The organism is Pigmentiphaga kullae, from assembly GCF_004216695.1.
Taxonomy (GTDB): Bacteria; Pseudomonadota; Gammaproteobacteria; order Burkholderiales; family Burkholderiaceae_B; genus Pigmentiphaga; species Pigmentiphaga kullae.
This window is the reverse complement of record NZ_SGXC01000002.1, coordinates 892,491-914,486: the sequence shown is the minus strand read 5'-3', so window position 1 is coordinate 914,486 and position 21,996 is coordinate 892,491. Positions and strand designations below refer to the sequence as shown.

General features: G+C 69.0%; 20 protein-coding genes and 1 tRNA gene. 12 read left to right on the top strand and 9 right to left on the bottom strand.

Features of this window, described 5'->3' with window-relative positions:
* Positions 1–11 precede the first annotated feature (11 nt).
* Complete coding sequence (locus EV675_RS18650) at positions 12–926, top strand: AraC family transcriptional regulator (protein WP_130358688.1); 915 nt, start codon at positions 12–14, stop codon at positions 924–926.
* Here EV675_RS18650 and EV675_RS18645 read toward each other — a convergent pair.
* The 3 genes from EV675_RS18645 to EV675_RS18635 all read right to left on the bottom strand — a co-directional run bounded on the left by EV675_RS18645 (position 914) and on the right by EV675_RS18635 (position 3,965).
* Positions 914–2,164: an MFS transporter gene (locus EV675_RS18645; RefSeq protein WP_130358687.1), complete on the bottom strand. Its 1,251-nt coding sequence runs from the start codon at positions 2,162–2,164 to the stop codon at positions 914–916. The two genes, EV675_RS18650 and EV675_RS18645, sit on opposite strands and share 13 nt — an antisense overlap.
* A gap of 2 nt (positions 2,165–2,166) precedes the next feature.
* The gene (locus EV675_RS29745) at positions 2,167–2,778 is read right to left on the bottom strand and encodes an isochorismatase family protein (RefSeq protein ID WP_087841146.1); all 612 of its coding nucleotides are present in this window, start codon (positions 2,776–2,778) and stop codon (positions 2,167–2,169) included.
* 224 nt (positions 2,779–3,002) lie between these two features.
* A complete protein-coding gene (locus EV675_RS18635; protein ID WP_165404647.1) occupies positions 3,003–3,965 on the bottom strand; it encodes a LysR family transcriptional regulator in 963 nt (320 codons plus the stop codon).
* A gap of 91 nt (positions 3,966–4,056) precedes the next feature.
* Between EV675_RS18635 and EV675_RS18630 the strand changes: the two genes are divergently transcribed.
* From EV675_RS18630 to EV675_RS18620, 3 genes are read left to right on the top strand one after another with little or no spacing between them, the layout of a single operon-like run.
* The gene (locus EV675_RS18630) at positions 4,057–4,998 is read left to right on the top strand and encodes an SMP-30/gluconolactonase/LRE family protein (RefSeq protein ID WP_130358684.1); all 942 of its coding nucleotides are present in this window, start codon (positions 4,057–4,059) and stop codon (positions 4,996–4,998) included.
* Positions 4,995–5,960, top strand: a complete 966-nt coding sequence (locus EV675_RS18625) for a Bug family tripartite tricarboxylate transporter substrate binding protein (RefSeq protein ID WP_130358683.1) — start codon at positions 4,995–4,997, stop codon at positions 5,958–5,960. The genes EV675_RS18630 and EV675_RS18625 overlap by 4 nt, the downstream gene beginning before the upstream one ends.
* Before the next feature lie 2 nt (positions 5,961–5,962).
* On the top strand, positions 5,963–6,625 hold the full coding sequence (locus tag EV675_RS18620) for a DUF4286 family protein (RefSeq protein WP_130358682.1): 663 nt from the start codon (positions 5,963–5,965) through the stop codon (positions 6,623–6,625).
* On the opposite strand, the gene EV675_RS18615 is transcribed toward EV675_RS18620, so the two are convergent.
* The 3 genes from EV675_RS18615 to mfd are packed head-to-tail and all read right to left on the bottom strand — an operon-like array spanning position 6,600 to position 11,687.
* Positions 6,600–7,253, bottom strand: a complete 654-nt coding sequence (locus EV675_RS18615; RefSeq protein WP_130358681.1) for a TetR/AcrR family transcriptional regulator — start codon at positions 7,251–7,253, stop codon at positions 6,600–6,602. The two genes, EV675_RS18620 and EV675_RS18615, sit on opposite strands and share 26 nt — an antisense overlap.
* Before the next feature lie 59 nt (positions 7,254–7,312).
* Positions 7,313–8,173, bottom strand: coding sequence for a phosphoserine phosphatase SerB (serB, locus tag EV675_RS18610; RefSeq protein WP_130358680.1), 861 nt, complete (start codon positions 8,171–8,173; stop codon positions 7,313–7,315).
* Between the two features lie 28 nt (positions 8,174–8,201).
* Positions 8,202–11,687: a transcription-repair coupling factor gene (gene mfd / locus EV675_RS18605; RefSeq protein WP_130358679.1), complete on the bottom strand. Its 3,486-nt coding sequence runs from the start codon at positions 11,685–11,687 to the stop codon at positions 8,202–8,204.
* Between the two features lie 69 nt (positions 11,688–11,756).
* Here mfd and ispD point away from each other — a divergent pair, with 69 nt between their 5' ends.
* The 5 genes from ispD to EV675_RS18580 all read left to right on the top strand — a co-directional run bounded on the left by ispD (position 11,757) and on the right by EV675_RS18580 (position 15,284).
* Positions 11,757–12,485 carry a 2-C-methyl-D-erythritol 4-phosphate cytidylyltransferase gene (gene ispD / locus EV675_RS18600; protein WP_130358678.1) on the top strand — a complete coding sequence of 243 codons (729 nt, stop codon included), beginning with the start codon at positions 11,757–11,759 and terminating at the stop codon, positions 12,483–12,485.
* Complete coding sequence (ispF, locus tag EV675_RS18595) at positions 12,482–13,033, top strand: 2-C-methyl-D-erythritol 2,4-cyclodiphosphate synthase (protein WP_130358677.1); 552 nt, start codon at positions 12,482–12,484, stop codon at positions 13,031–13,033. The genes ispD and ispF overlap by 4 nt, the downstream gene beginning before the upstream one ends.
* Before the next feature lie 25 nt (positions 13,034–13,058).
* On the top strand, positions 13,059–14,153 hold the full coding sequence (locus tag EV675_RS18590; RefSeq protein ID WP_130358676.1) for an adenosine deaminase family protein: 1,095 nt from the start codon (positions 13,059–13,061) through the stop codon (positions 14,151–14,153).
* A 5-nt stretch (positions 14,154–14,158) separates the two neighbouring features.
* A complete protein-coding gene (locus tag EV675_RS18585; RefSeq protein WP_130358675.1) occupies positions 14,159–15,139 on the top strand; it encodes a Bug family tripartite tricarboxylate transporter substrate binding protein in 981 nt (326 codons plus the stop codon).
* Between the two features lie 68 nt (positions 15,140–15,207).
* Positions 15,208–15,284, top strand: a tRNA-Val gene (locus tag EV675_RS18580).
* Between the two features lie 88 nt (positions 15,285–15,372).
* Here the strand turns inward: EV675_RS18580 and EV675_RS18575 are convergent.
* On the bottom strand, positions 15,373–16,317 hold the full coding sequence (locus EV675_RS18575; RefSeq protein WP_242621496.1) for an AraC family transcriptional regulator: 945 nt from the start codon (positions 16,315–16,317) through the stop codon (positions 15,373–15,375).
* 140 nt (positions 16,318–16,457) lie between these two features.
* Between EV675_RS18575 and EV675_RS18570 the strand changes: the two genes are divergently transcribed.
* Positions 16,458–17,444: a Bug family tripartite tricarboxylate transporter substrate binding protein gene (locus tag EV675_RS18570; protein WP_130358674.1), complete on the top strand. Its 987-nt coding sequence runs from the start codon at positions 16,458–16,460 to the stop codon at positions 17,442–17,444.
* Between the two features lie 22 nt (positions 17,445–17,466).
* Here EV675_RS18570 and EV675_RS18565 read toward each other — a convergent pair whose 3' ends face one another.
* Entirely contained in the window at positions 17,467–18,225 is a 759-nt protein-coding gene (locus EV675_RS18565; protein WP_242621557.1) for an SDR family NAD(P)-dependent oxidoreductase, read from the bottom strand.
* 285 nt (positions 18,226–18,510) lie between these two features.
* On the opposite strand from EV675_RS18565, the gene EV675_RS18560 reads away from it, so the two are divergent.
* Together EV675_RS18560 and EV675_RS18555 are read left to right on the top strand one after the other, a co-directional pair.
* Positions 18,511–18,975 carry a (2Fe-2S)-binding protein gene (locus tag EV675_RS18560; protein WP_130358673.1) on the top strand — a complete coding sequence of 155 codons (465 nt, stop codon included), beginning with the start codon at positions 18,511–18,513 and terminating at the stop codon, positions 18,973–18,975.
* An 8-nt stretch (positions 18,976–18,983) separates the two neighbouring features.
* Positions 18,984–21,164, top strand: a complete 2,181-nt coding sequence (locus tag EV675_RS18555; RefSeq protein WP_130358672.1) for a xanthine dehydrogenase family protein molybdopterin-binding subunit — start codon at positions 18,984–18,986, stop codon at positions 21,162–21,164.
* A gap of 51 nt (positions 21,165–21,215) precedes the next feature.
* Here the strand turns inward: EV675_RS18555 and EV675_RS18550 are convergent, their stop codons facing one another.
* Positions 21,216–21,947, bottom strand: a complete 732-nt coding sequence (locus EV675_RS18550; protein ID WP_130358671.1) for a class II aldolase/adducin family protein — start codon at positions 21,945–21,947, stop codon at positions 21,216–21,218.
* Positions 21,948–21,996 lie beyond the last annotated feature (49 nt).

Here is a 21,996-nt window from a genome sequence, read left to right as displayed (position 1 = left end):
CGGGAGATCCCGTGAACACCGACCCTTCCTCGGCCGCCGCCCGGTTGCGCCAGGTATTGATGGATACCGGCGCCTACAGCCTGCACCAGTCGTTCGACTACGGAGGCCGGCTGGCCGGCAGCGTGGTGCATTGCAGCTTCGATGCCCATGAGTTGTCCTGCCCGGCGCTGCCCCACATGCTCCTGCTCGTCTCGCACGAGTACCGGCTGAGGTCGGCCAGATTCGACCTGGGCTGGGGCTACCGCGACCATTTCGTCAATTTCGTCAATCCGCTGCACCTGATTCCGCCCGGCACCGCTTTCCGCTGGGTCAAGGACGGGCCCGCCCGGGTGTCGCTGCTGACGTTCGACCAGCAGGCTGCGCTGGAGATGTTCGAGGAACTGGGGTGCGAGCGGCCGGTGGATGGCATGTGGTCGCTGGCCCAGCGCGGCTTCGTGAGTCCGCTGGTCTACACGGCCCTGGGAGCGTTCGTCCGGGACCTGGGGGCCGGCCAGGTCTCGCGCCTGCTGTCCGACAGCTTCGGCGCGCTGGTGTTGAACGAACTGGGCAAGAAGTGGCGGGCGGAGCCGGCGGCCGCGACGGCGCCGCGCCTGAGTCCCCAGGCGTTGCGCAAGGTCACCCGCTACATGGACGAACACCTGGCCGAGGACATTTCCCTGGCCGAGCTGGCCGCCTTGTGCGGCTTGAGCCGATACCATTTCCTGCGCTGCTTCAAGGCCGCGCAGGGCGTGTCCCCATACCGCCACCTGACCGCGATGCGGGTGGAGCGGGCCCGCCACCTGCTGGCGACGACGGGCCAGCCCGTCTCGTACGTCGCCAGCGTCTGCGGCTTCGCGTCGGCGGGCGCGATGGGCCGGGCCTTGAAGAAGGCCCTGGGCAGTTCGGCCTCGGCCTACCGCGCCACGGCCGGCCACTACGACGCCTGAGCCCGGACGCCGGCCTCGACCTTGCGCGGGGCGGTCTCCTTCAGGAACAGCGACACGGCGAGGCCGATCGCGATGCCGCCCAGCGCCAGGTACAGCGTGTACTGGATGCCATGGTGCTGGGCGATGTAGCCGGCCACCACGGGCGCGACCCCGCCGCCGAAGATCTCGCCCAGGCCGCTGACCGTGCCGATGGCTGAGGCCACCATGCCGGGAGGCGCCGCCTCGGTGGCGATGGGCCCGGTCATCAGGGCCAGCAGTCCGAAGCAGAAGAACGACACCACCAGCAGCACCCCGAACAGCGCCCAGGGCGAGGCATCGGTGCGGATGAAGGCATACAGGGCCAGCGCGGCGCCGACGAAGGCCAGGAAGGCGGCGGCGCGGCGGCCGATGAAGTCCGAGATGCCGGGCACGCCGAATTCACCGAAGAACCCGCCGATGCCGATGGCCGAGACCACCAGTCCCATTTGCTGCGGTGTCAGCTTGAGGTAGTCGGTCAGGTAGTTGGGCACCATGGCGCCGACCACGAAGATGCCGGTCATCGCGCACAGGATGGAGGCGACCGCGAGCAGCAGGTTGCGCCGGCGCAGCAGTTCCTTCCAGGACAGCGTGGCCCCGGCAGCCGGCGCGGCGGGCAGCCCGCCCTGGACACCGGTGCCGGGTTCGCGGATGACCTTGTACATGAACCAGGCGAGGATCAGGCCAGGCACCGCCGACAGGAAGAACACATAGTGCCAGGAGGGCAGTACGTCCATCAGCTGGGTGGCGATGATGGGTGCGAGCCCCAGTCCGAACAGCGGAAAGGCGCTCTGCTGCAGTCCCTGGTTCAGGCCGCGGCGCCGCGGATGGGAGGCCTCGCCGGCCGCGGCCACGCTGGTGGGGCAGAAGGAGCCCTCGGCGACGCCCATGACCGTGCGGATCAGCATCAGGCTGATCAGGCCCGTGGCCAGCCCCGACAATCCGGACAGGCAGGAGAACGCGATGGCGGCGGGGATCAGGACCTTGCGTCGGCCGACGCGGTCCGAGACCCGGCCCATGGTGATGGAGAACACGCCCCAGGCCAGGCCCAGCACCCCGATGAGCAGGCCGAGGTCCTGGTAGGACAGATCCAGGTCCTTCATCATGAAGGGGAACATGGGGGCGAGCAGCCAGCGGTCCAGGCCCATCAGGCCGAAGCCCAGGGCGAGGATGGTAACGGCCTTCCATTCGTAGGCGGTATCGTGCACGAGCGGCGGGGTCATGGTCATGCTCCGCCCAGCGCGTCCAGCACCTGGCGCGTGGAGACGACCTTGCCGAACACCCTGTCGATGGTGGCGAGCGTGGCGCGATGCGAGGCGTCGTCGAATCCGCCGGTGGCGTCGTCCACGAAAAAGACCCGCAGGTCGCGCATGAAGGCGCTGCGCGCGGTCGACTCGCAGCAGACGCTGGTGACCGTACCCGTGATGATCACGCTGTCGGCGACGTTGCGGCCCCGGATGTTGCGGATGACGGTCTCGAGGCGGGTGTTGTAGAACGCGTCGTAGCGATGCTTGGGTATGACGACCTCGCCGGGCAGGGGGGCCAGCTCGGCGATGATCTCGACCCCGGGCGTGCCCGCGCGCATGCCGGCCGTCTTCAAGTGCGGCAACTGGGTCGTCTCCAGCGGCGAGACGTCGAATCCGTCGTACAGCACGTGCTGGGTGTAGATGACCGGGACACCGGCCTCGCGCGCGCGGGCGACCAGCGCGGCCATGGCGGGGACGCGCTGGCGGGCGGCGGCGACCTCCATCGGCGCGTCCGGCAGGACGAAGTCGTTCTGCATGTCGACGACCAGCAGGACGGCCTTGGCGGGATCAAGGGAAAGGGAAGAGGGCATGCGAGAGGCCTCCGTGGGGTGGGTGGAAGGCCGAACATAGCGCCGCCGGCCGCGGGCCAAGCGCAGGAAATTGCGGTGGCAGCGCAAAAGTTGCGCAGCGGATGAGGAGCCTGCCCATTTTCGCGTCACCGCCCGCAGACCCGCATGGAATCTAGGCCGGGTGAAGTTGTGCCCGTGCTTTCCCCAGGGTTTTCCACATCGCCTGGGGATAAATCGCGCAGGCCCTAGCGGAGGCGGGCGGCTTCCCGCGGCGGACGGTCGGGCCAGGTGCCGTCGCGCGCCAGGCGGGCCGCGGTGGCGACGACCAGGTCCCGGATGCCGGCCACGGCGCTGTGCGATGCGCCGTGCGAGGTGGCCAGCACCACCTGCGCGGTGGTGCGCAGGTCGGAAACCGGCGTGGCCTGTACGCGCCCGGCCTGCCATTCCTCGATGAAGGACGAGACGATCATGACCGAGCTGCCGTTGCCGGCGGCGATCAACTGCACGGTCTGTGCCATGGAGTCCAGCTCGTGCTTGATCCTGAGCGCCAGGCCGCGCTGCTCGGCCTCGCGCGACAGCATCTGGCGCACGCGGTGGCGCAGCGTGGGCAGCACGAGGTCCATGCGGGCCAGTTCGGCGAAGGGGACCGCATGGGAGGGCGGGGAGCCGTCCGCGGGCGACACCAGGTACAAGGGTTCGTCGCGCAGGGTGTCGATGAGGTGGGGACTGCCGGTTTCCCCCACGGTGAACAGGATGGCCATCTCGAGCCGGTTCTGCTTCAACAGCGCCTCGAGTTCGTCGGTCATCGCCTCGACCACGTGCAGCGTGACCTCGGGATGGGCCTCTTCGACCGCCTGCAGCAGGGGCACCGTCATCATGCGGCTGATGCTGCTGGGAATGCCGATGCGCACGATGCCGCGCGGCGATTCCGCGTCCTGCCGCAAGTCGTGTTCGGCGGCCGCCACCATGTCCAGGATGCGCCGCGCATGGCCGAGCAGCTTGCGGCCGGACGGCGTGGGCTGCACGCCATGGGCATCGCGCACGAACAGGCGCGTGCCCAGTGAATCTTCCAGCTTCTGGATCTGCGCGCTGAGCGCGCTCTGCACGACGTGCAGGCGTTCGGCCGCCTGCGAAAAGCTGCCGGTTTCCAGTATGGTGACGAAGTAGCGCAGGCGTCGCAGGTCCATGGCGGGCGTGGCCCGGGGCATCGCGGATCCAGATGGGGGCATCTGAAAAAACCGTTACCCGGGCTGGAGAACGACTGCCATTATAGGTGGCTGTTCCGCCCGTCCCGGTCCCATGTACGCCGCTCCCCCCGATCTGTCCACCGAGGTCTTCGCCGCGCTGCCGCCGTCGCTGCACCTGATGCAATCGATGTCGCCCTGGGTGCGCGCGCGGGGAGCGGGACCGCTGCACTCTTTCCTGGAGGGCCCGGCTTTCGATCGGGAAGGCGTGTTGTACTGCACCGACCTGGCCCATGGCCGCATCTTCCGCATCGATCCGGCGGGCCGCTTCTCGCAGGCTTGCCGCTACGACGGCGAGCCCAACGGCCTGAAACTGCACCGCGACGGCCGCCTGTTCATCGCCGACCGGCGCCACGGCCTCATGGCCATGTCGCCGCGCGACATCTGCCCGCAGGCGCTGCTGGCGCCGGAGGAGGCGCGGGGACTCCAGGGCCCCAACGACCTGTTGTTCGCCGCCAATGGCGACCTGTATTTCACCGACCAGGGCGACAGCGCCCTGAACCGGCCCACGGGCCGGCTGTGCCGGCTACGGCGCGGCGCGGGCCGCGTGGAAACCCTGGTCGACGAGCTGGCGGGTCCGAACGGCCTGGCCTTCGCGCCGGGCGAGCGGCTGCTTTACCTGGCCGTGACCCGGGACAACGCCATCTACAGCGTGCCGCTGGACGAGGCGGGACGGGTCGGCAAGGTGGGGCGCTTCATCCAGTTGTCGGGCAGCCCGACCGGCCCCGATGGCCTGGCGACGGACATGCGCGGCAATCTGGCCGTGGTCCATGCGGGACTTGGTTCGGTATGGCTGTTCAGCGCGATGGGCGAGCCGCTGCTGCGCATCCGTTCGTGCGCGGGCCGCCGCACCACGAACGTCGCGTATGGGGGGCCCGACCGGCGCACGCTGTACGTGACCGAGGCGGAGCAGGGCGTGATCCTGGCCGCCCGCATGCCCGAGCCCGGCCTGCCGCTGTACGCACATATGAAGAACGACAACGAGGAGACCCCATGAAACGCATCGCGCTTGCGCTATCCATCATGACCGGCGCGTCGGGCGCCGCGCACGCCCAGGACTATCCGTCGCGCCCGATACGCCTGATCGCGCCCTTCGCGGCGGGCAGCACCGTGGACATCCTGGCGCGCGCGCTGGCTCAGCCCTTGTCGCAGCAGCTGGGCCAGCCGGTGGTGGTCGAGAACAAGGGCGGCGCGGGCGGCAACATAGGCGTGGACTTGGTCGCCAAGGCGCCCAGGGACGGCTATACGATAGGGATAGGCACGACCGGACCGATGACGGTGAACCCGGCGCTGTACGGATCGAAGATGCCCTTCGACACGCGCAAGGACCTGGCCATGGTGGGCGTGATCGCCAGCAGCCCCAACGTGCTGCTGGTGCATCCGTCGGTGCCGGCGCGCAGCCTGCAGGAATTGATCGCCTATGCCCGCGCGCATCCCGGCAAGCTGAACTTCGCCTCGTCGGGCGTGGGCAGCACCAACCATCTGGCGGGGGAACTGTTCAAGTCGCTGGCGCGCGTGGAGATCGTGCACGTGCCCTACAAGGGTAACCAGGACGCGCTGACCGACCTGCTGGCCCAGCGCGTGCAGATCCTGTTCAGCGGCGTGCCGCCGGTGCTGTCCTTCATCAAGTCGGGCCAGTTGCGCGCACTGGCGGTGGCCGGACCCGAGCCCTCGTCCGCGCTGCCGGGCGTGCCCACGGTGGCCCAGGCCGGACTGCCCGGCGCCGAGGTCGTGGCCTGGTACGGCCTGATCGCCCCCGCGGGCACGCCGCGTCCGGTCATCGAGCGGCTGAACGCGGAGCTGCGCAAGGCCTTGGCCCAGCCCGAGGTCAGGGCCCAACTGGCATCGGCGGGCGCAGACCCCTCGAACGACGGACCCGAGGCCTTCTCCCGGCTGGTCGAGGCCGAGTTGCAGAGGTGGCAGCGGGTGATCACGAACGCCAACATCAGGATGGAGTAAGCATGCAAGCAACCGGCTTGATCGCCGTCTGGCTGCACGTGCCGCCGCATCGCGAGGAAGAGTTCCATGCGTGGTACGAGCTGGAGCACATCCCGCAGGTGGTCGGCCTGGAGGGGTTCGTCAGCGGCCGCCGCTATTACTGCGACCAGGTTTTTCCCAAGTTCCTGGCGCTGTACGAGACGCGCGACGAAAGCGTGGAGGAGAGCCCGGGCTTCCAGCACGTGGTCACGCATCCGACGCCCTGGTCGGGCAGGATATGGACTTTCTTCGGCAAGGATCGCATCCGGCAGAACCTTGTCCGCCTGGCCTCGGTGTCGCACGGCAGACATCCGGATCCCGGCGCCGTGCTGCTGCGGGCCTTCCGCGCGCCGCGCGACCTGACCGCAGCCGACGGACTTGAGCAGGGAAGGGCCAGCGCGGACATGCCGGGCTGCACCCGATACCGGCTGTTCCGCCAGGTCCGCGATCCCGGCCATTACCTGGAGATCTTCGATTTCGCCACGCCAACGCACGCGGCGGGACCGGCGCCGGCGGCCTTTTTCGAGCAGCCCGCGCGGCGCCGCTTCGACGACGGCGCCGGGGACGTCGTCCGGCACGTCTACGCGGCCACGGGAACGCCGCTGGTGAAGGACGAGACGGTCAGGGGCGCAGGTAGCCCAGGATGACGTCGACCATGTGGGCCAGCCGCTCGTCCAGCGCGGGGGGCGCCATCAGGTCGCGGCCGAAGATTTCCGACAGCGTGTACTGGTTGGACAAATAGAAATAGGCCACGCTGGCAATCGAGATGTAGAGCTGCACCGGGTCGACGCCGGCGCGGAACAGCCCCTGCGCCTGGCCGCGCTCCAGGATGTCGGCCAGCCACTGCACGAAGGGCGAGTGCATGTCCCGCACCTGGGACGACCGCTTCAGATGGGTGGCCTGGTGCAGGTTCTCGTTGTTGAGCAGGCACAGGAACTCCGGGTTTTCCAGATAGTAGTGCCAGGTGAACTCGACCAGCCGGCGCACCGCATCGGGCGGGCTCAACGCTTCCAGGTGCAGTTCCCGTTCGGCCTGGCGGATCGCGGCATAGGCGCGTTCCATCACGGCCAGGAACAGGTCGTCCTTGTTGTTGAAGTAGTAGTAGATCAGGCGCTTGTCGACCTTGGCGCGTTCGGCGATACGGTCCATGCGGGCCCCGCCCAGGCCCAGCGACGCGAACTCGGCGGTCGCGGCCTCCAGGATGATCTGGCGCGTGCGTTCGGCATCGCGGGTGCGGGGCGCATCCGCCGAAGCCTTGGCTGGGCGTGGTGACATGGCGGGCAAATCCTGAAAGTGGGGCTGGACCGTAACACTACAACAGAAGCGGCCGCGGATCAGCCCAGGGTATCCTCGAACCAGTTCAGGATGCCGTCCAGGCCGCAGACGTTCAGCGCGCGGCTGGTTTGTTCGCGCACCACAGGCTTGGCGTGGTAGGCCACGCTCAGGCCGGCCAGTCCCAGCATCTTCAGGTCGTTGGCGCCGTCGCCCACGGCAATCGCGCGCGCCAGCGGCGCGCCGTGGCGCTGGGCGAACTCGCGCAGGTGGCGAGCCTTGGCGTCGGCGTCCAGGATGGCGCCCTGCACCTTGCCCGTGAGCCGGCCGTCCTCGACCTCCAGCGTGTTGGCATGCGCCTCGTTCAACTGGAGCCGCTGCTGCAGGCGGCTGGTGAACCAGGTGAAGCCGCCCGAGACCAGCAGGGTCTTGATGCCCACCCGCTGCGCCGCCAGCAGCAGCCGCTCGGCGCCGGGGTTCAGCCGCAGCCGTTCCACGTAGACCTGTTCCAGCGCTTCCAGCGGCAGCCCCTGCAGCAGCGCCACGCGGCGGGTCAGGCTTTCGCTGAAATCGGCGATCTCGCCCCGCATCGCGGCCTCGGTAATGGCGGCCACCTGCGGCTTGAGGCCGGCCATGTCGGCGATCTCGTCGATGCATTCGATGTTGATCAGGGTCGAGTCCATGTCCATGGCCAGCACCTTCCAGTCGGCCAGCCGGGCGCCGGGCTCGACGTAGGCCCAGTCCACGCGGGCCTCCTGGCAATAGGCGGCTACCTGGGCGCGCGCGGCGGGCGCGTCGTCGGCTTCGGTCAGGCGGACGGCGCCGGGCGCGAGTTCGACGATGCGCCGGGCACGGGCCAGGGCCGAGACGTGTTCGATGGCTGCCTGGGCAAGGTCGGGGGCCTGGATAACGAGATGGGTCATGGGTAGGGAAGGGAAAGGGGAAACGGATTCAGACCAGCGAGCGCAGCACCGTGCGCACGGCGTCCACGCGCGCCTTCAGGTCGGCGCCCTTGATCTCGATGCGCAGCTTGTCCTGGCCCGACAGGCGCATGTGCCGGTTCTTCTGGACCAGGCTGATGACGCGCATCGGGTCGATGGGGGGATTGGGCTCGAATTGCAGCACGGCGGCCGATTCGCTGGCGTCGATCTTGATCACGCCCACCGACTTGGCCGCCAGGCGCAGCCGGTGGATCTCGATCAGGGCGCGCGCGGCCTCGGGCAGCTTGCCGAAACGGTCGATCAGTTCTTCCTGGATCGTGTCGATGTCGGCGGCGTCCTCGCAGTTGGCCAGGCGCTTGTAGATGGCCAGGCGCGCGTGGACGTCGCCGCAGTAGTCCTGCGGCAGCAGCGCGGGCACGTGCAGGTTGATCTCGGTGGTGGCCGACAGCGGGGCGTTCAGGTCGGGCTCGCGGCCGTTCTTCAGGGCCCGGACCGCCTCGTTCAGCATATCGGTGTACATCTGGAAGCCCACTTCCTGGATGTTGCCCGACTGCGATTCGCCCAGTACCTCGCCCACGCCGCGTATCTCGAGATCGTGCATGGCCAGGTAGAAGCCCGAGCCCAGTTCCTCCATGGCCTGGATGGCTTCCAGGCGCTTCCTGGCGTTGCTGGTGATGGCGTCCTCGCCGGGCGTCAGCAGGTAGGCGTAGGCCTGGTGGTGCGAGCGCCCGACACGGCCGCGCAACTGGTGCAGCTGGGCCAGGCCGAAGCGGTCGGCGCGATGCAGCACGATGGTGTTGGCCGTGGGCACGTCGATGCCGGTCTCGATGATGGTGGTGCACAGGAGCACGTTGTACTTCTGCTGGTAGAAGGCCTTCATGACCTGCTCCAGCTCGCGCTCGGGCATCTGGCCGTGCGCGACCGCGATGCGCGCCTCGGGCACGAGTTCCTCGAGCTTGGCGCGGCGGTTGTGGATGGTCTCGACCTCGTTGTGCAGGAAGTACACCTGGCCGCCGCGCTTGAGCTCGCGCAGCAGGGCCTCGCGGATGGTGCTGCCGTCCTCGCGCCGCACGAAGGTCTTGATCGCCAGCCGCTTCTGCGGGGCGGTGGCGATGACCGAGAAATCGCGTATGCCTTCCAGCGACATGCCCAGCGTGCGGGGGATGGGCGTGGCGGTCAGCGTGAGCACGTCGACCTCGGCGCGCAGCGCCTTGAGGGCTTCTTTCTGGCGCACGCCGAAGCGGTGTTCCTCGTCGATGATGACCAGGCCGAGGTTCTTGAACCTGACCTTGTCCGACAGCAGCTTGTGCGTGCCGATGACGATGTCGACCCGGCCGTCGTTGATCTGCTCGATGGAGGCGCTGATCTCCTTGGTCGACTTGAAGCGGGACAGCTCGACCACGCGGACCGGCCAGTCGGCGAAGCGATCGGCGAAGTTCTGCGCGTGCTGCTCGGCCAGCAGGGTGGTGGGACACAAAAGCGCGACCTGCTTGCTGTTGGCCACGGAGATGAAGGCGGCGCGCAGCGCCACCTCGGTCTTGCCGAAGCCCACGTCGCCGCATACCAGGCGGTCCATGGGCTTGCCCGAAGTCATGTCCTGGATCACGGCCTGGATGGCGGCGGCCTGGTCCGGCGTTTCCTCGAAGCCGAAGGATTCGGCGAAGGCCTCGTAGTCGGACATGGGCAGCTTGAACATGTGGCCCTGGCGCAGCGCGCGGCGGGCGTACAGGTTCAGCAGCTCGGCGGCCGCGTCGCGCGCCTGGGCGGCGGCCTTGCGGCGGGCTTTCTCCCACTGGCCGGAGCCGAGCTGGTGCAGCGGCGCGGTCTCGGGGTCGGCGCCGCTGTAGCGCGCGATCACGTGCAACTGCGACACCGGCACGTACAGCGTGCTGCCGCCGGCGTACTCCAGGTGCAGGAACTCCATCTCGCCTTCGCCGATGTCCATGCTGACCAGGCCCTGGTAGCGGCCGATGCCGTGCTGGACGTGGACGACCGGATCGCCCACGCGCAGTTCGGACAGGTCGCGCACCATGGATTCGACGTTGCTGGCCCGCTCCTGGCCGCGTTTGCCGCGGCGCACGGCATGGCCCGGGAACAGGTCGCTCTCGGTCAGGAACAGCAGCCTGGGGTCGGCCAGGCCGAAGCCCGAGGACAGCGGAGCGATGCCGATCGCGAAGGAGGCCGTGCGGCCCAGGAAGTCCTGCACGGACTCCACCGGCTCGGGGTCCAGTCCGAACTCGGCCAGCATCTGCGCGATGGTCTCGCGGCGTCCCGCCGATTCGGCGCACAGCAGCACCCGCTGGTCCTGCCGGGCAGCCAGCGCGCGCAGGCGCGCCACCGGATCCTCGGCCTTGCGCTGCACGGCGACCTCGGGCGGCGCGGCGAAGGCCGGGTGCGGGCGGTCGCCGGCCAGGGCCAGGCGGGCGAAGCGCTTCAAGTGGCCGAACAGGCCGTCGGTGTCCAGGAAAATCCGGGACGGGGGCAGGATGGGGCGCTCGCGGTCGCTCTTGAGGAATTCGTAGCGGCTGGAGGTGTCCTGCAGGAAGCGCCGGATGGTGTCCTCGGCGTCGCCCAGCGTGACCGCGATGGTCTGCTCGCCCAGGTAGTCGAACAGCGTGGCCGTCTCGTCGAAGAACAGCGGCAGGTAGTATTCGACGCCCGGGAAGGCGATGCCGTTGCCGATGTCCTTGTAGGGCGTGGCGCGCGACGGGTCGCCCTCGAATTCCTCGCGGAAGCGCGCGCGGAATTCGTTGCGCGCGGCCTCGTCCATCGGGAACTCGCGGCCCGGCAGCATCTGGATTTCCTTGACGGGATACAGGCTGCGCTGGGTGTCGATGTCGAAGCTGCGGATGGACTCTATGGTGTCGTCGAACAGGTCCAGCCGATAGGGCAGGGCCGAGCCCATGGGAAACAGGTCGATCAGGCTGCCGCGGATGCAGAATTCGCCCGGCGCGGTCACCTGGGTGACGTGCGTGTAGTTGGCCAGCGTCAACTGTGCCCGCAGCGCGGCCTCGTCCAGCCGGTCGCCCTGCTTGAACGAGAAGGTGTAGGCCGCCAGGAACGCGGGCGGGGCCAGCCGGTACAGCGCGGTCGTGACCGGTATCGTCAGCACGTCCACGTCCTGGCGCAGCAGGGCGTGCAGGGCCTTCAGGCGCTCGGAGATCAGGTCCTCGTGGGGCGAGAACGCGTCGTAGGGCAGGGTTTCCCAATCGGGAAACTGGTGTACCCGCAGGCCGGGCGAGAACAGGCGGATTTCCTCGGCCAGGCGCTGGGCGTCCAGCGGATCGGCCGTCAGCACCGCCAGCGGCTTGCCGGCGCGGCGCGCCAGGTCGGCCAGCAGCCAGGCGTCGCCGGCGCCCGGCGGGCGGGGCTGGGCGTAGCGTTCGCCGGGCTTGAGCGCGGTCAGCACGGCCTGCGTCAACGCCGAAGGCAGGCAGGCTGCGGGCGTGCTGGCGGAAGAGGAAGACGTGGAAGCGGTGCTGGCTGGCAGGGACATCGGTTTCGCGGGAAGAGCGTCGCCCAGGGGCCGGCGCGGGCGTGGCGGCAATTCCGTATTATAGAAGCCATGAGACCGATTTCCCGATTGATCGCCATCGTGCCGGCCGGCGGCGTGGGCGCGCGCGCCGCCGATCCCGCGCAGGATCCGGCGGCCTGCGCGCCGGTGCAGCCCAAGCAATACCGGCTGCTGCGCGGCCAGCCCATGCTGCGCCATGCGGTCCAGGCACTGTTGCGCGATGACCGCATCGGCCAGGTGGTGGTGGCCGTCGGCCCGGACGACACCCTGGCCGGCGCCGCGCTGGCGGGGCTGCCCCGCGTGGCCTGCCTGCCCTGTGGCGGCGCCACGCGCGCCGACACCGTCACCAATGCGCTGGCGCGCTGCGGGGCCGAGGCCGACGACTGGGTCCTGGTGCACGACGCCGCGCGGCCGGGCTTGCCGCCGGCGGTGCTGCAGGCACTGATCGACGCCTGCCTGGACGACGAGGTGGGCGGGCTGGTGGCCATGCCCGTGGCCGACACTATCAAGACCCAGGGCGGCGGCGCCGTGCCCCGGGTGGCCGGCACGGTGCCGCGCGACGGGCTGTGGCAGGCCCAGACCCCGCAGATGTTCCGGGCCGGCCTGCTGCGCCGCGCGCTGGCCCATGCCGCCGTGCGCGGGCTGGCCGTGACCGACGAGGCCAGCGCGGTCGAGGCGCTGGGGCTGGCGCCCCGCCTGGTGGCGGGCACCCTGTCGAATTTCAAGGTGACCTGGCCCCAGGACTTCGCCTTGATGGAAAAACTGCTGGACGAAACATGAACAAAGACAAGGACATCGATCCCACCACCTATCCCTACCGCATCGGGCAGGGCTACGACGTGCACGCCCTGGTCGAGGGCCGGCCGCTGATCATCGGCGGCGTCAGGATCGAGCATACGCACGGCCTCCTGGGCCACTCCGACGCCGACGTGCTGCTGCACGCGGTTACCGACGCCATCCTGGGCGCGGCGGGGCTGGGCGACATCGGCCGCCACTTTCCCGATACCGATCCCGCCTATGCCGGCGCCGACAGCCGGCTGCTGCTGCGCACCGCGATGCAGCGGGTAAGCGAAGCCGGCTGGCAGGTCATCAACGTCGATGCGACGGTCCATGCCCAGGCGCCCAAGATCGGTCCCCACGCGCCGGCCATGGTCGCCAACATCGCCCAGGACCTGGGCGTGCCCGGGGCCTGCGTCAACATCAAGGCCAAGACCAACGAGGCCCTGGGCTTCCTGGGGCGCAAGGAAGGCATCGCCGCGACCGTGGTCGCGATGCTGGCGCGCAAGCCCGATCCCTTCCTGTACAAGGACCTGTACGCGGGGGATTGACCCCGCCTGGATGGAGTTGCCGGACATGCCCGATACCCGAATTTCCACCGAGGCCGTACGCGCCTTCTGCCACGCGCTGCCCAAGGCCGAGCTGCACTGCCACCTGCTGGGCGCGCTGCGCCGTTCCACCTTCCATGAACTGGCCGGCGGCAAGGGCGGCCTGTCCAGCGAACAGATCGATGGCCTGTACGCCCATGGCGAGAAGCGCCAGGGGGCGATTCCCGGGCTGCGCGCGCTGGAGGACTACGGCCTGCGGACGCTGGACGATTTCTACCGCGTGACCCGCGAATACCTGGAGGATGCCCGCGCACACAACGTGCTGTACGCGGAGTTCTTCTGGAATCCCACGGGTTCGGTGCGCGGCTCGGGCCTTTCCTATGCCGCCATCCAGGACGCCATGGTGCGCGCCATCCACGACGCCGAGCGGGACCTGGGCATCGTCGGACGCCTGGTGCCGGCCATCGACCGCGAGGCACCGCCCGCCGCCGCGGTGGAAATGGTCGAATGGATGGTCGCGGCCCGGCGCGACGAGGTGCCGGGCATAGGTATCGACTACCGCGAGGCGCTCGGCCCGCCGGAGTGGTTCGAGCAGGCCTATGCCGATGCCCGGCGCGCGGGCCTGAAGACCACCGCCCACGCCGGCGAATACGGCCTGCCCTGGACCAACGTGCGGACCGCGCTGGACGTGCTCAAGGTCGATCGCATCGACCACGGCTACACCGTGGTCGACCAGCCGGAGTTGGCGCGGCGCTGCGTCGAGTCGGGCATCGTGTTCGCGGTCGTGCCAGCCAATTCGTACTACCTGCGCACGCTGCCGCCGGACCGCTGGGCGCTGGAGCACCCCATCCGCAAGATGCGCGCGATGGGACTGCGCATCCACCCCAACAGCGACGATCCCACCCTGCACAACATCACCCAGACCAAGGCCTGGACCATGATGGTCGAAGACTTCGAGTTCCCCGTTGCCGACCTGCGCGGCTTCATGCTGAACGGCCTGGCCGGCGCCTGGGTCGACGCGGGCCGGCGCCGCGCCTGGAGCGCCGACTGGAATCGCCGCTTCGACGAATTGCATCTGCAGCACTTCGGCATCCCCGCCACTTCCTCACACTCCGCTTCCTGACGACCATGACCGCCACTCTACGACGCGCTTTCCTCGTTTCGGCCCTGGCGCTGGGATGCGCCGCCACCGCGCAGGCCCAGTCCCCCTGGCCGGCCAAGCCCATCCGCCTGATCGTGCCGTTCACGGCCGGCGGCAGCACCGACGGCATCGCGCGCCTGGTGGCGCAGAAGCTGGGCGAGCGCCTGGGGCAGTCGGTCATCGTCGACAACGTCGGCGGCGGGGGAGGGACCATAGGCACCTACCGGGCGGCGCAGGCCGAGCCCGACGGCTACACGCTGCTACTGGGCGTGGACAGCCCGGCGGCCATCGCGCAGTACGTCAATCCCCAGTCGGTCAAGTACGACACCGCGCGCGATCTGGTCGCCATCGGACTCATCGCGACCCAGCCCATGGTCATCATGGGCCGCCCCGGCCTGCAAGCGGACTCCTTCGCCAAGGTGCTGGAGATGGCCAAGGCCCAGCCCGACACGCTGACCTACGCCACCTCGGGCATAGGCACCGTGCTGCACCTGGCCATGGAGATCATCCAGCAGCAGGCCCAGGTGCGCCTGCGCCACGTGCCGTACCGCGGCGGCGCGCAGGCCACCACCGACCTGCTGGGCAACCAGGTCGACCTGGCCATCCTGGCCTCGGGTTCAGCGGTGCCGCTGGTGGCTGCGAAGAAGGTGAAGGGCCTGGCCGTGACCACCGCCCAGCGCCTGCCCACGCTGCCCGACGTGCCCGCCATCGGCGAGCTGCCGGCCCTGAAGGGCATGGCGATGACGGCCTGGATCGGCCTGTTCGCGCCCGCGCGCACGCCGGCCAACGTCGTGGCCAGGCTGAACCAGGAATTGAACCAGGTCCTGCAGCAGCCCGAGGTCAAGGCCAAGTTCGCCGAGCAGTCCGTGGTGCCGGGTACGGGCAGCGCCGCGCAATTCGGCGATTTCGTCAAGAAAGAGCAGGCGCGCTATCAGCGCATCGTGAAGGACGCGAACATCAAGGAATGACGCCCCGGTGTCGTTTGACACTTCTTCGAAATTACATGTAGAATTTAATTCTTCGCTGCACAAACAGCAGGCGCGTAGCTCAGTTGGTTAGAGCACCACCTTGACATGGTGGGGGTCGTTGGTTCGAATCCAATCGCGCCTACCAGATTCCAGAGGCCCGGTACGAGTATTCGTACCGGGCCTTTTTGCATGGTTTTTGCCCCTGCGCGCATCGCGGCGTTGCCGGCCGGAAGTCAGGCGGAGGGGCCGTTGCCTCGCTGGACGTGTCTGGCCGGCGAGTACCCGGCCCAGCGCGTAAAGGCGCGTGAAAACGCCTTCTCCGACGTATAGCCCACACGCTCGGCGACTTCGATCAGGGGCATGCGGCGCTCCTCGAGCAGGCCCGCGGCCGCCGCCATGCGGTGGCGAAAGAGGTAATCCATGGGTGTCATGCCCACAAGGGCCGCGAACAGCGCGCTGAAGCGCGAGCGCGACATATGCACCGCATCGGCCAAGGAAGCCAGGGTCCAGTCTTGCGCGGGTTCCCGATGCATCAGCGCAATCGCGCTAGCGATGGACTTGTGCGTGAGCCCGCGCAGCCAATTGGCCTGGTGCGGATGCCTGCTTTCCAGGTGCTCGCGCAGAATGTGGACCAGCAGCAGGTCGGCCAGGCGCGCAGCGGCAAGCTTCCAACCGCTTCGTCGCGCCAATGATTCATCGACCAGCAGGTGCATGGCGCCGGCCAGCCCGCCGCCTACGCTGACATCGCTCGCGCGCAAGTGAATGAACCTGGGCAGGATGGCCATCACCGTGCTGCGGCAGTAGGTGGAGAACCAGGCAAGCGTGGAAAACATCGTCGACACCTCGCCGCCTCCACCCCAGGCCATGACGAAGGGCGTGTCTTCCTCGGGGCCTCCGCGGTATCGCTCGATCAACTCCCGGAACGGCGTCGGGGGCAGCCCGGGGTCGGAGCACATCACATGCGCGCTGCCGTGCGGCAGCATCACCAGGTCGCCTGGCTGAACCAGAAAGGGGGGATCGTCCTCGACCTGCATCCAGTACGGCCTGCCGGCGACCATGCGGATCATCGCGCCGCTCACGCCGGTCGACTGCAGCGACCATGGCCCGGACAGCGTGAACCGCGCCGTGACGGCGCGCTCACAGCGGCAGATGGCCAGGACTTCGCTCAGAGCATCCACGATGCGCCTTGTTCTTGAATCGAGGGCAGAGCAAGTTGAGACGCTCGGTGCCTTTGTTCGATCGCCTGAGTTGTTGTGGGACAGCCATTACAGCAGAAGAATGCCGGCAGGCGCCGAGTCCGGCGCATCAAGGAAGCCTCATGAAATTGCGTCTGTCCCGATTGTCGACCGCTGCGGCCCTGGCCGCCTTGCTGCCCGTTGCCGCCGCGCCGACGCTGGCGCAGCCGTTCCCCACCAAGACCATCACGATGGTCGTGGCCTATCCGGCCGGAGGGGACACCGACGTGCTGGCGCGCATCCTGGCCGAGAAACTCACCGCGCGCATGGGCCAGCGCGTGATCGTGGACAACCGGCCGGGAGCCAGCGGCGCCATCGGCGCGGCCGGCGTGATGCGTGCCGCGCCGGACGGCCACACCTTGCTGCTGGCTCCCCAGACCATGGCGATCACGCCTCTGGTGCTCAGGCTCGGCACGGGGGTGAACTACGATCCGAGCAAGGATTTCACCCCGGTGGCGAAGCTCGGGATCAATCCCTTGTTGCTGCTCAGCCGTGCCGGCGATGGCCCCCGGGATCTCAAGCAACTCATCGACATGGCTCGCCATGACAGGACCGTCAGCTACGCCAGCCCGGGCATCGGGTCGCCCATGCATGTAGCCGCCGAGGTGCTCAACCACGATGCCGGTGTCCAGATCCGCCACGTTCCCTATCGCGGCGTGGCGCCCGCCGTGGTCGATCTCATGGGCGGGCAGATCACCGCGGCCTGGCTCTCGCCGGGGGCCGTCGCGCAGCAACTCGGCACCGGCAAACTGCAGCCGCTGGCGGTGTCGGGCGAGCGCCGCTGGCCCACGTTGCCGCAAGTTCCGACTTTTGCCGAACTGGGCTACAAGGGCGTGGACATCGTGCCCTGGTACGGTCTGTTCGGGCCCAAGGGCATGCCCGCAAGCACGGTGGCCAGCTTGAATCACCATGTGAACGAAGTGCTGCGCTTGCCGGACGTGGCGGAGAAGCTGCGTGGCCTGGGGATCGAGCCGCAGGGGGGCGAGCCCGACCGCCTGCGGGAGTCCGTCGATGCCGACTGGCGCAGCTTCTCGCAGCGTGTGAAGGCCTTCTCCATCCAGGCGGAGTGAGCGCGGGGCATCGCGCCCGCACTCATCCCGCGGCGTCGCTGGACATGACCAGATAGCCGCCGTCCACGGGCAGCACCGCTCCCGTGACGAAGGCGGCGGCCGGCGACGCGAGAAACATCACGGGGCCGATCATGTCTTCCGGCTGGCCCCAGCGCTTGAGCGGAGTCCGCGCCTCGATCGCGCGCGAGCGTTCGGCATTGTCGGTCATGTCCTGGACCATGGGTGTCTGCACGAAACCCGGTGCGATGGCATTGACGCGAATGCCATCGGCCGCATAGGCGATGGCCAGGGATTTCGTCAGTTGTGCGACGCCCCCCTTGGACGCCGAGTAGCCCGGCACCTGGGCGCCCCCAAAGACGCTCAGAATGGAGGTGGTGTTCACGATCGCGCCGCGCCGCGCGGCCAATGCCGGTCGCAGCGCGCTGCACATGCGCATGGTGCCGTTGAGATTGATGTCCACGACATCGGCGAAAACCGCCGGATCCGTGAGTTCGGCCCCGCGCCTGATCACCCCGGCGCAGTTCACCAGCACGTCCAGATCCTGGAGCCGGGCGGCGAATCGTTGTACTGCCTGCGCATCGCGCACGTCCAGGACGACGCAGTCCACCTGGGCGAGGTCAGCGGCGCCGTTCGCGCGCTCCACTTCATGCCGTGTCGCGCCGGTGGCCGTGACGCGGGCGCCGCCGGCGGCGTACGCCGCGGCGATGGCCCGGCCGATGCCCGATGTGCCGCCGGTGACGAGAACCCGGGTATCCGAGGAGAAAGAATGTTCGAACGCTATGGTCACGCTGTTCCTTCGTTGCTTCATGGGAAATGCCCGGGGAAACGCACGCGGGCAGGGGTCCATGCTAGGGAGCGCCGTGCTGGCGTTCAACCTCCAGCCTGTTCAATGTGAGGTACCGTCCGTCCCAAACGCGCCGCGACGGGGCATGTTGGAAAATTATGAACGCGTTCAAAGAAAGTGGCATTTGCGCCACTCATCCGCTAGCATGGGGAGCCGGCGCCGGGCGGCTGTCAGGCGGCCCGCGCCACGGCAGGTAGCCGCGACTATTCCAAGGAGGAGTCCGTGATCGAGTTCATGCTCAATGGCAAGCAGGTGTCGGCCGACGTCGCCGACGACAAGCCCCTGCTGTGGGTGCTGCGGGAGGATTTCCAGCTCACCGGAACCAAGTTCGGCTGCGGCATGGCGCAATGCGGCGCCTGTACCGTACATTTCAACGGCCAGGCCACGCGTTCGTGTGTGCTGCCGGCGGCGGCGGTCAAGGGCGCCTCGGTCACCACGATCGAGGGGGTGATGGACACCCGCGCCGGCCAGGCGCTGCGCCAGGCGTGGATCGCCCACCAGGTGCCCCAGTGCGGCTACTGCCAGTCGGGACAGCTGATGACCGCCGCCGGCATGCTGGCGGGGGCGGACGGGCCGATGTCGCGCGAACAGGTCCTGGAAGGCATGGCGGGCAATCTGTGCCGCTGCGGGACCTATAACCAGATCGCCGACGCGGTGGTCAGCGTCGCCCAGAAGCCCGCGGCCTAGGAGGCGCCATGGAAACGAACAAGCTCACGCGCCGCGCCTTCATCGCCGGATCCGGCGCCGCCGCGGTCGGTATCGTGCTGGGCGGCTGGAGCGCCGTGCGCGGCGGCCTGGCCGGCCTGCTGCCCGAGGCGCACGCCGCCGCCGCCCGTTTCAGCCCGGTGGCCTGGGTCGCGCTGTCGCCGGACAATACCGCCGTGGTCTATTCGCCCGCCTCGGAAATGGGGCAGGGCACGATGACGGCGATTCCGTTGATCCTGGCCGAGGAAATGGAGCTGGACTGGAGCACGGTCCGGGTCGAGCAGGCGCCCGCCGATCCCAAGCGGTTCGGCAATCCCGGCTTCGGCGGCGCGATGGTGACCGGCTCCTCGCGCACGGTGAAGGGCTACTACGAGGCGCTGCGCCTGGCCGGCCTGCAGGCCCGGCTGGTGCTGGCGCAGGCCGCCGCCGAGCAATGGGGCGTGCCGGCCGCCGAGATCCGCGCCGAGCGCAGCACCCTGGTCCATGGGCCCAGCGGCCGCCGCATCACCTACGGTCAACTGGTCGAGGGGGCGCGCGCGCCGCAGTCGCTGCCCAAGGTGGACAAGAGCATGCTCAAGCCCATGTCCGCGTTCACGCTGATCGGCAAGGAACTGCCGCGCGTGGACGTGCCGGACAAGTCCGGCGGCGGCGCCCGGTTCGGTATCGACGTGCGCCTGCCCGGCATGCTGTGGGCCGCGGTGCTGCACACGCCGGTGCAGGGCGAGCAGCCGCTGGAGGTCAAGGACGCGGCGGCGCTGGCGGTGCCGGGGGTTCGCAAGGTGGTTCGCCTGCCGGGCGGGGTGGGGGTGGTGGCCGATTCCTTCGCCACGGCCCGCAAGGCGCGCGAACTGCTGGAGGTGAAATGGAGCGAGCAGGCCAGGGCACGTTCCTACGACAGCGAGGCCGCGCTGGCGGAGTTCGCCGCGCGGGCCGAGCGCCTGGACGAGGCGGGTGCGGTCTGGCATAAGCACGGGGATGCGGCCGGGAAGATCGCCGGGGCGGCGCGGGTCTTCCGCGCCACCTATACGACCGACCATGTCGCCCACGTGACCATGGAGCCCATGAACTGCACGGCGCGCGCCCAGGGCGATGCCATCGAGATCTGGGTGCCTTCGCAGTCGCCGTCGGGCGTGATCGGCACCGTGGCCGCAGGCGCGGGCTACAAGCCCGAGAACATCCGGGTCCACATCACGCTGCTGGGCGGCGGCTACGGCCGGCGCGCCGAGGCCGACTACAGCCTGCACGCGGCGCTGCTGGCCAAGGCCATGCCCGGCGTGCCCATCCAGGTCATCTGGACCCGCGAGGACGATTTCCTGCGGGCCCGGCCGCGTCCGATGACGGCCCAGCACCTGGTGGCCGGTGTCGACGCGCAGGGGCGCATCGTCGGCTGGCGGCATCGCCTGGTGTCCGAGGGGATCGTGGCGCGGACCGCGCCGGCCGCGTATGAAAAATCGGGCGGACGGGATTCGCCCGTCATGGAAGGGGCCGATGGCGTCTATGGCATTGCCGATCAGTTGATCGAACATGGCCGCGAGCAGCGCGGCGTGGACGTCAGTTTCTGGCGGGCCGTGGGAGCAGGCTACACCAAGTTCTCCATGGAGTCCCTGATCGACGAGATCGCCACGGCCTCGGGCAAGGATCCGCTGCAATACCGGCTGGACCTGACGGCCGGCCAGCCGCGCGCGCAGGCGGTGCTGCGCGAGGCCGCCGCGATGGCCGGCTGGGGGCGGAAACCGGAAGCCGGGCGCGAGCTGGGCCTGGCTTTCTCGGATGCCTGGAATACCTTCATCGCGATGGTGGCCGAGGTGTCGCTGCTCGAGGGCAGGCCGGTGGTGCATCGCATCTGGGCCGCGGTCGATTGCGGCCATGCGATCAGCCCGGCGAACATCCGCGCCCAGGTCGAGGGGGCCGCGCTGTTCGGGCTGTCGGCGGCGCTGGGCGAGCGTCTGGTCTACAAGGGCGGGCAGGTGCAGCAGCACAACCTGGACACCTACACGCTTTTGCGGGCCAACCAGGCGCCGACGGTGCAGGTGAAAGTGATGCCGACCGACAATGCGCCGGGCGGCATGGGCGAGGTTGGTCTGCCGCCGGTGGCCCCGGCGGTGGCCAACGCGGTGGCCAGGCTGAGCGGCAAGCGGCTGCGCAGCCTGCCGTTCCCGCAGATCGCCTAGGGAGGCGGGATATGGGGCAGTCCGGGCGGCGCCGCGCCGCCCGGACCGGCCTCAGCCTTCCATCGCCTTCTTCTTCCACAGTTCCCAGGGGCGGAACATCACGCCGGCCATCATGGTGTCCGCCTTCAGGGCTTCTTCCTCGTCGAGATAGGTGATCTCGCCGCCCAGGCCGATGGCCTTCTGCTGCAGGGCCGCGTTGCTCTCGGTGTACATCGCGCGGTACACCGCGATGCGCACGTCGCTGCCGACGGTGACGAAGCCGTGGCCCCGCATCAGCGAGATGTTCTGCTGGCCCAGGATCTTCGCCAGTTCCTTGCCGTGCTCGCGGTTGCGCACCAGCAGGTCGGTCGCGCCGAAGCAGCAGCGGATGTCGAACACCGGCGCGCCCCCCGACAGGAAGCCCGCCATGTGATAGATGGGCCGCAGCCGCACCGACGAACTGGCGAAGGGGATGACCGACGGCGAGTGGCTATGGACCACCGCGTTCACGTCGGGCCGGGCGCGGTAGATCTCGCCATGGATGTAGCGTTCGAGATAGGGCGTGCGCGTTTCGCCGGCCACCGGCTCGGACTCGGCGTCGAATTCCATGATGTCGGCGGCGGTGACCAGTTCCGGCGCGAGCGAGCGCGATAGCAGGAAGTGGCCGGGCCGCTCGGGGTGGCGGACGCTGACGTGGCCGAAGCCGTCCAGCACGTTGTACTTGGCCAGCACGCGGTTGGCGACGACCAGATCGTCGATCACTTGTTGCAGCGTGCCGGCTGCGGCGGGGGAAGAGGCGGACATGGCGATACCTGACAAAAATTGAACGAGAAGGGAGTAGGACGAAGGCGAG

What these genes read in the sequence shown, in the direction of transcription:
- EV675_RS18590 (WP_130358676.1), top strand. Translation starts at nt 13,059, where the DNA reads ATGCCCGATACCCGAATTTCCACCGAGGCCGTACGCGCCTTCTGCCAC.
- EV675_RS18555 (WP_130358672.1), top strand. Translation starts at nt 18,984, where the DNA reads ATGGAAACGAACAAGCTCACGCGCCGCGCCTTCATCGCCGGATCCGGC.
- EV675_RS18645 (WP_130358687.1), bottom strand. Translation starts at nt 2,164, where the DNA reads ATGACCCCGCCGCTCGTGCACGATACCGCCTACGAATGGAAGGCCGTT.
- EV675_RS18570 (WP_130358674.1), top strand. Translation starts at nt 16,458, where the DNA reads ATGAAATTGCGTCTGTCCCGATTGTCGACCGCTGCGGCCCTGGCCGCC.
- mfd (WP_130358679.1), bottom strand. Translation starts at nt 11,687, where the DNA reads ATGTCCCTGCCAGCCAGCACCGCTTCCACGTCTTCCTCTTCCGCCAGC.
- EV675_RS18585 (WP_130358675.1), top strand. Translation starts at nt 14,159, where the DNA reads ATGACCGCCACTCTACGACGCGCTTTCCTCGTTTCGGCCCTGGCGCTG.
- EV675_RS18620 (WP_130358682.1), top strand. Translation starts at nt 5,963, where the DNA reads ATGCAAGCAACCGGCTTGATCGCCGTCTGGCTGCACGTGCCGCCGCAT.
- serB (WP_130358680.1), bottom strand. Translation starts at nt 8,173, where the DNA reads ATGACCCATCTCGTTATCCAGGCCCCCGACCTTGCCCAGGCAGCCATC.
- EV675_RS18635 (WP_165404647.1), bottom strand. Translation starts at nt 3,965, where the DNA reads ATGCCCCGGGCCACGCCCGCCATGGACCTGCGACGCCTGCGCTACTTC.
- ispD (WP_130358678.1), top strand. Translation starts at nt 11,757, where the DNA reads ATGAGACCGATTTCCCGATTGATCGCCATCGTGCCGGCCGGCGGCGTG.
- EV675_RS18630 (WP_130358684.1), top strand. Translation starts at nt 4,057, where the DNA reads ATGTACGCCGCTCCCCCCGATCTGTCCACCGAGGTCTTCGCCGCGCTG.
- ispF (WP_130358677.1), top strand. Translation starts at nt 12,482, where the DNA reads ATGAACAAAGACAAGGACATCGATCCCACCACCTATCCCTACCGCATC.
- EV675_RS18625 (WP_130358683.1), top strand. Translation starts at nt 4,995, where the DNA reads ATGAAACGCATCGCGCTTGCGCTATCCATCATGACCGGCGCGTCGGGC.
- EV675_RS18550 (WP_130358671.1), bottom strand. Translation starts at nt 21,947, where the DNA reads ATGTCCGCCTCTTCCCCCGCCGCAGCCGGCACGCTGCAACAAGTGATC.
- EV675_RS18615 (WP_130358681.1), bottom strand. Translation starts at nt 7,253, where the DNA reads ATGTCACCACGCCCAGCCAAGGCTTCGGCGGATGCGCCCCGCACCCGC.
- EV675_RS29745 (WP_087841146.1), bottom strand. Translation starts at nt 2,778, where the DNA reads ATGCCCTCTTCCCTTTCCCTTGATCCCGCCAAGGCCGTCCTGCTGGTC.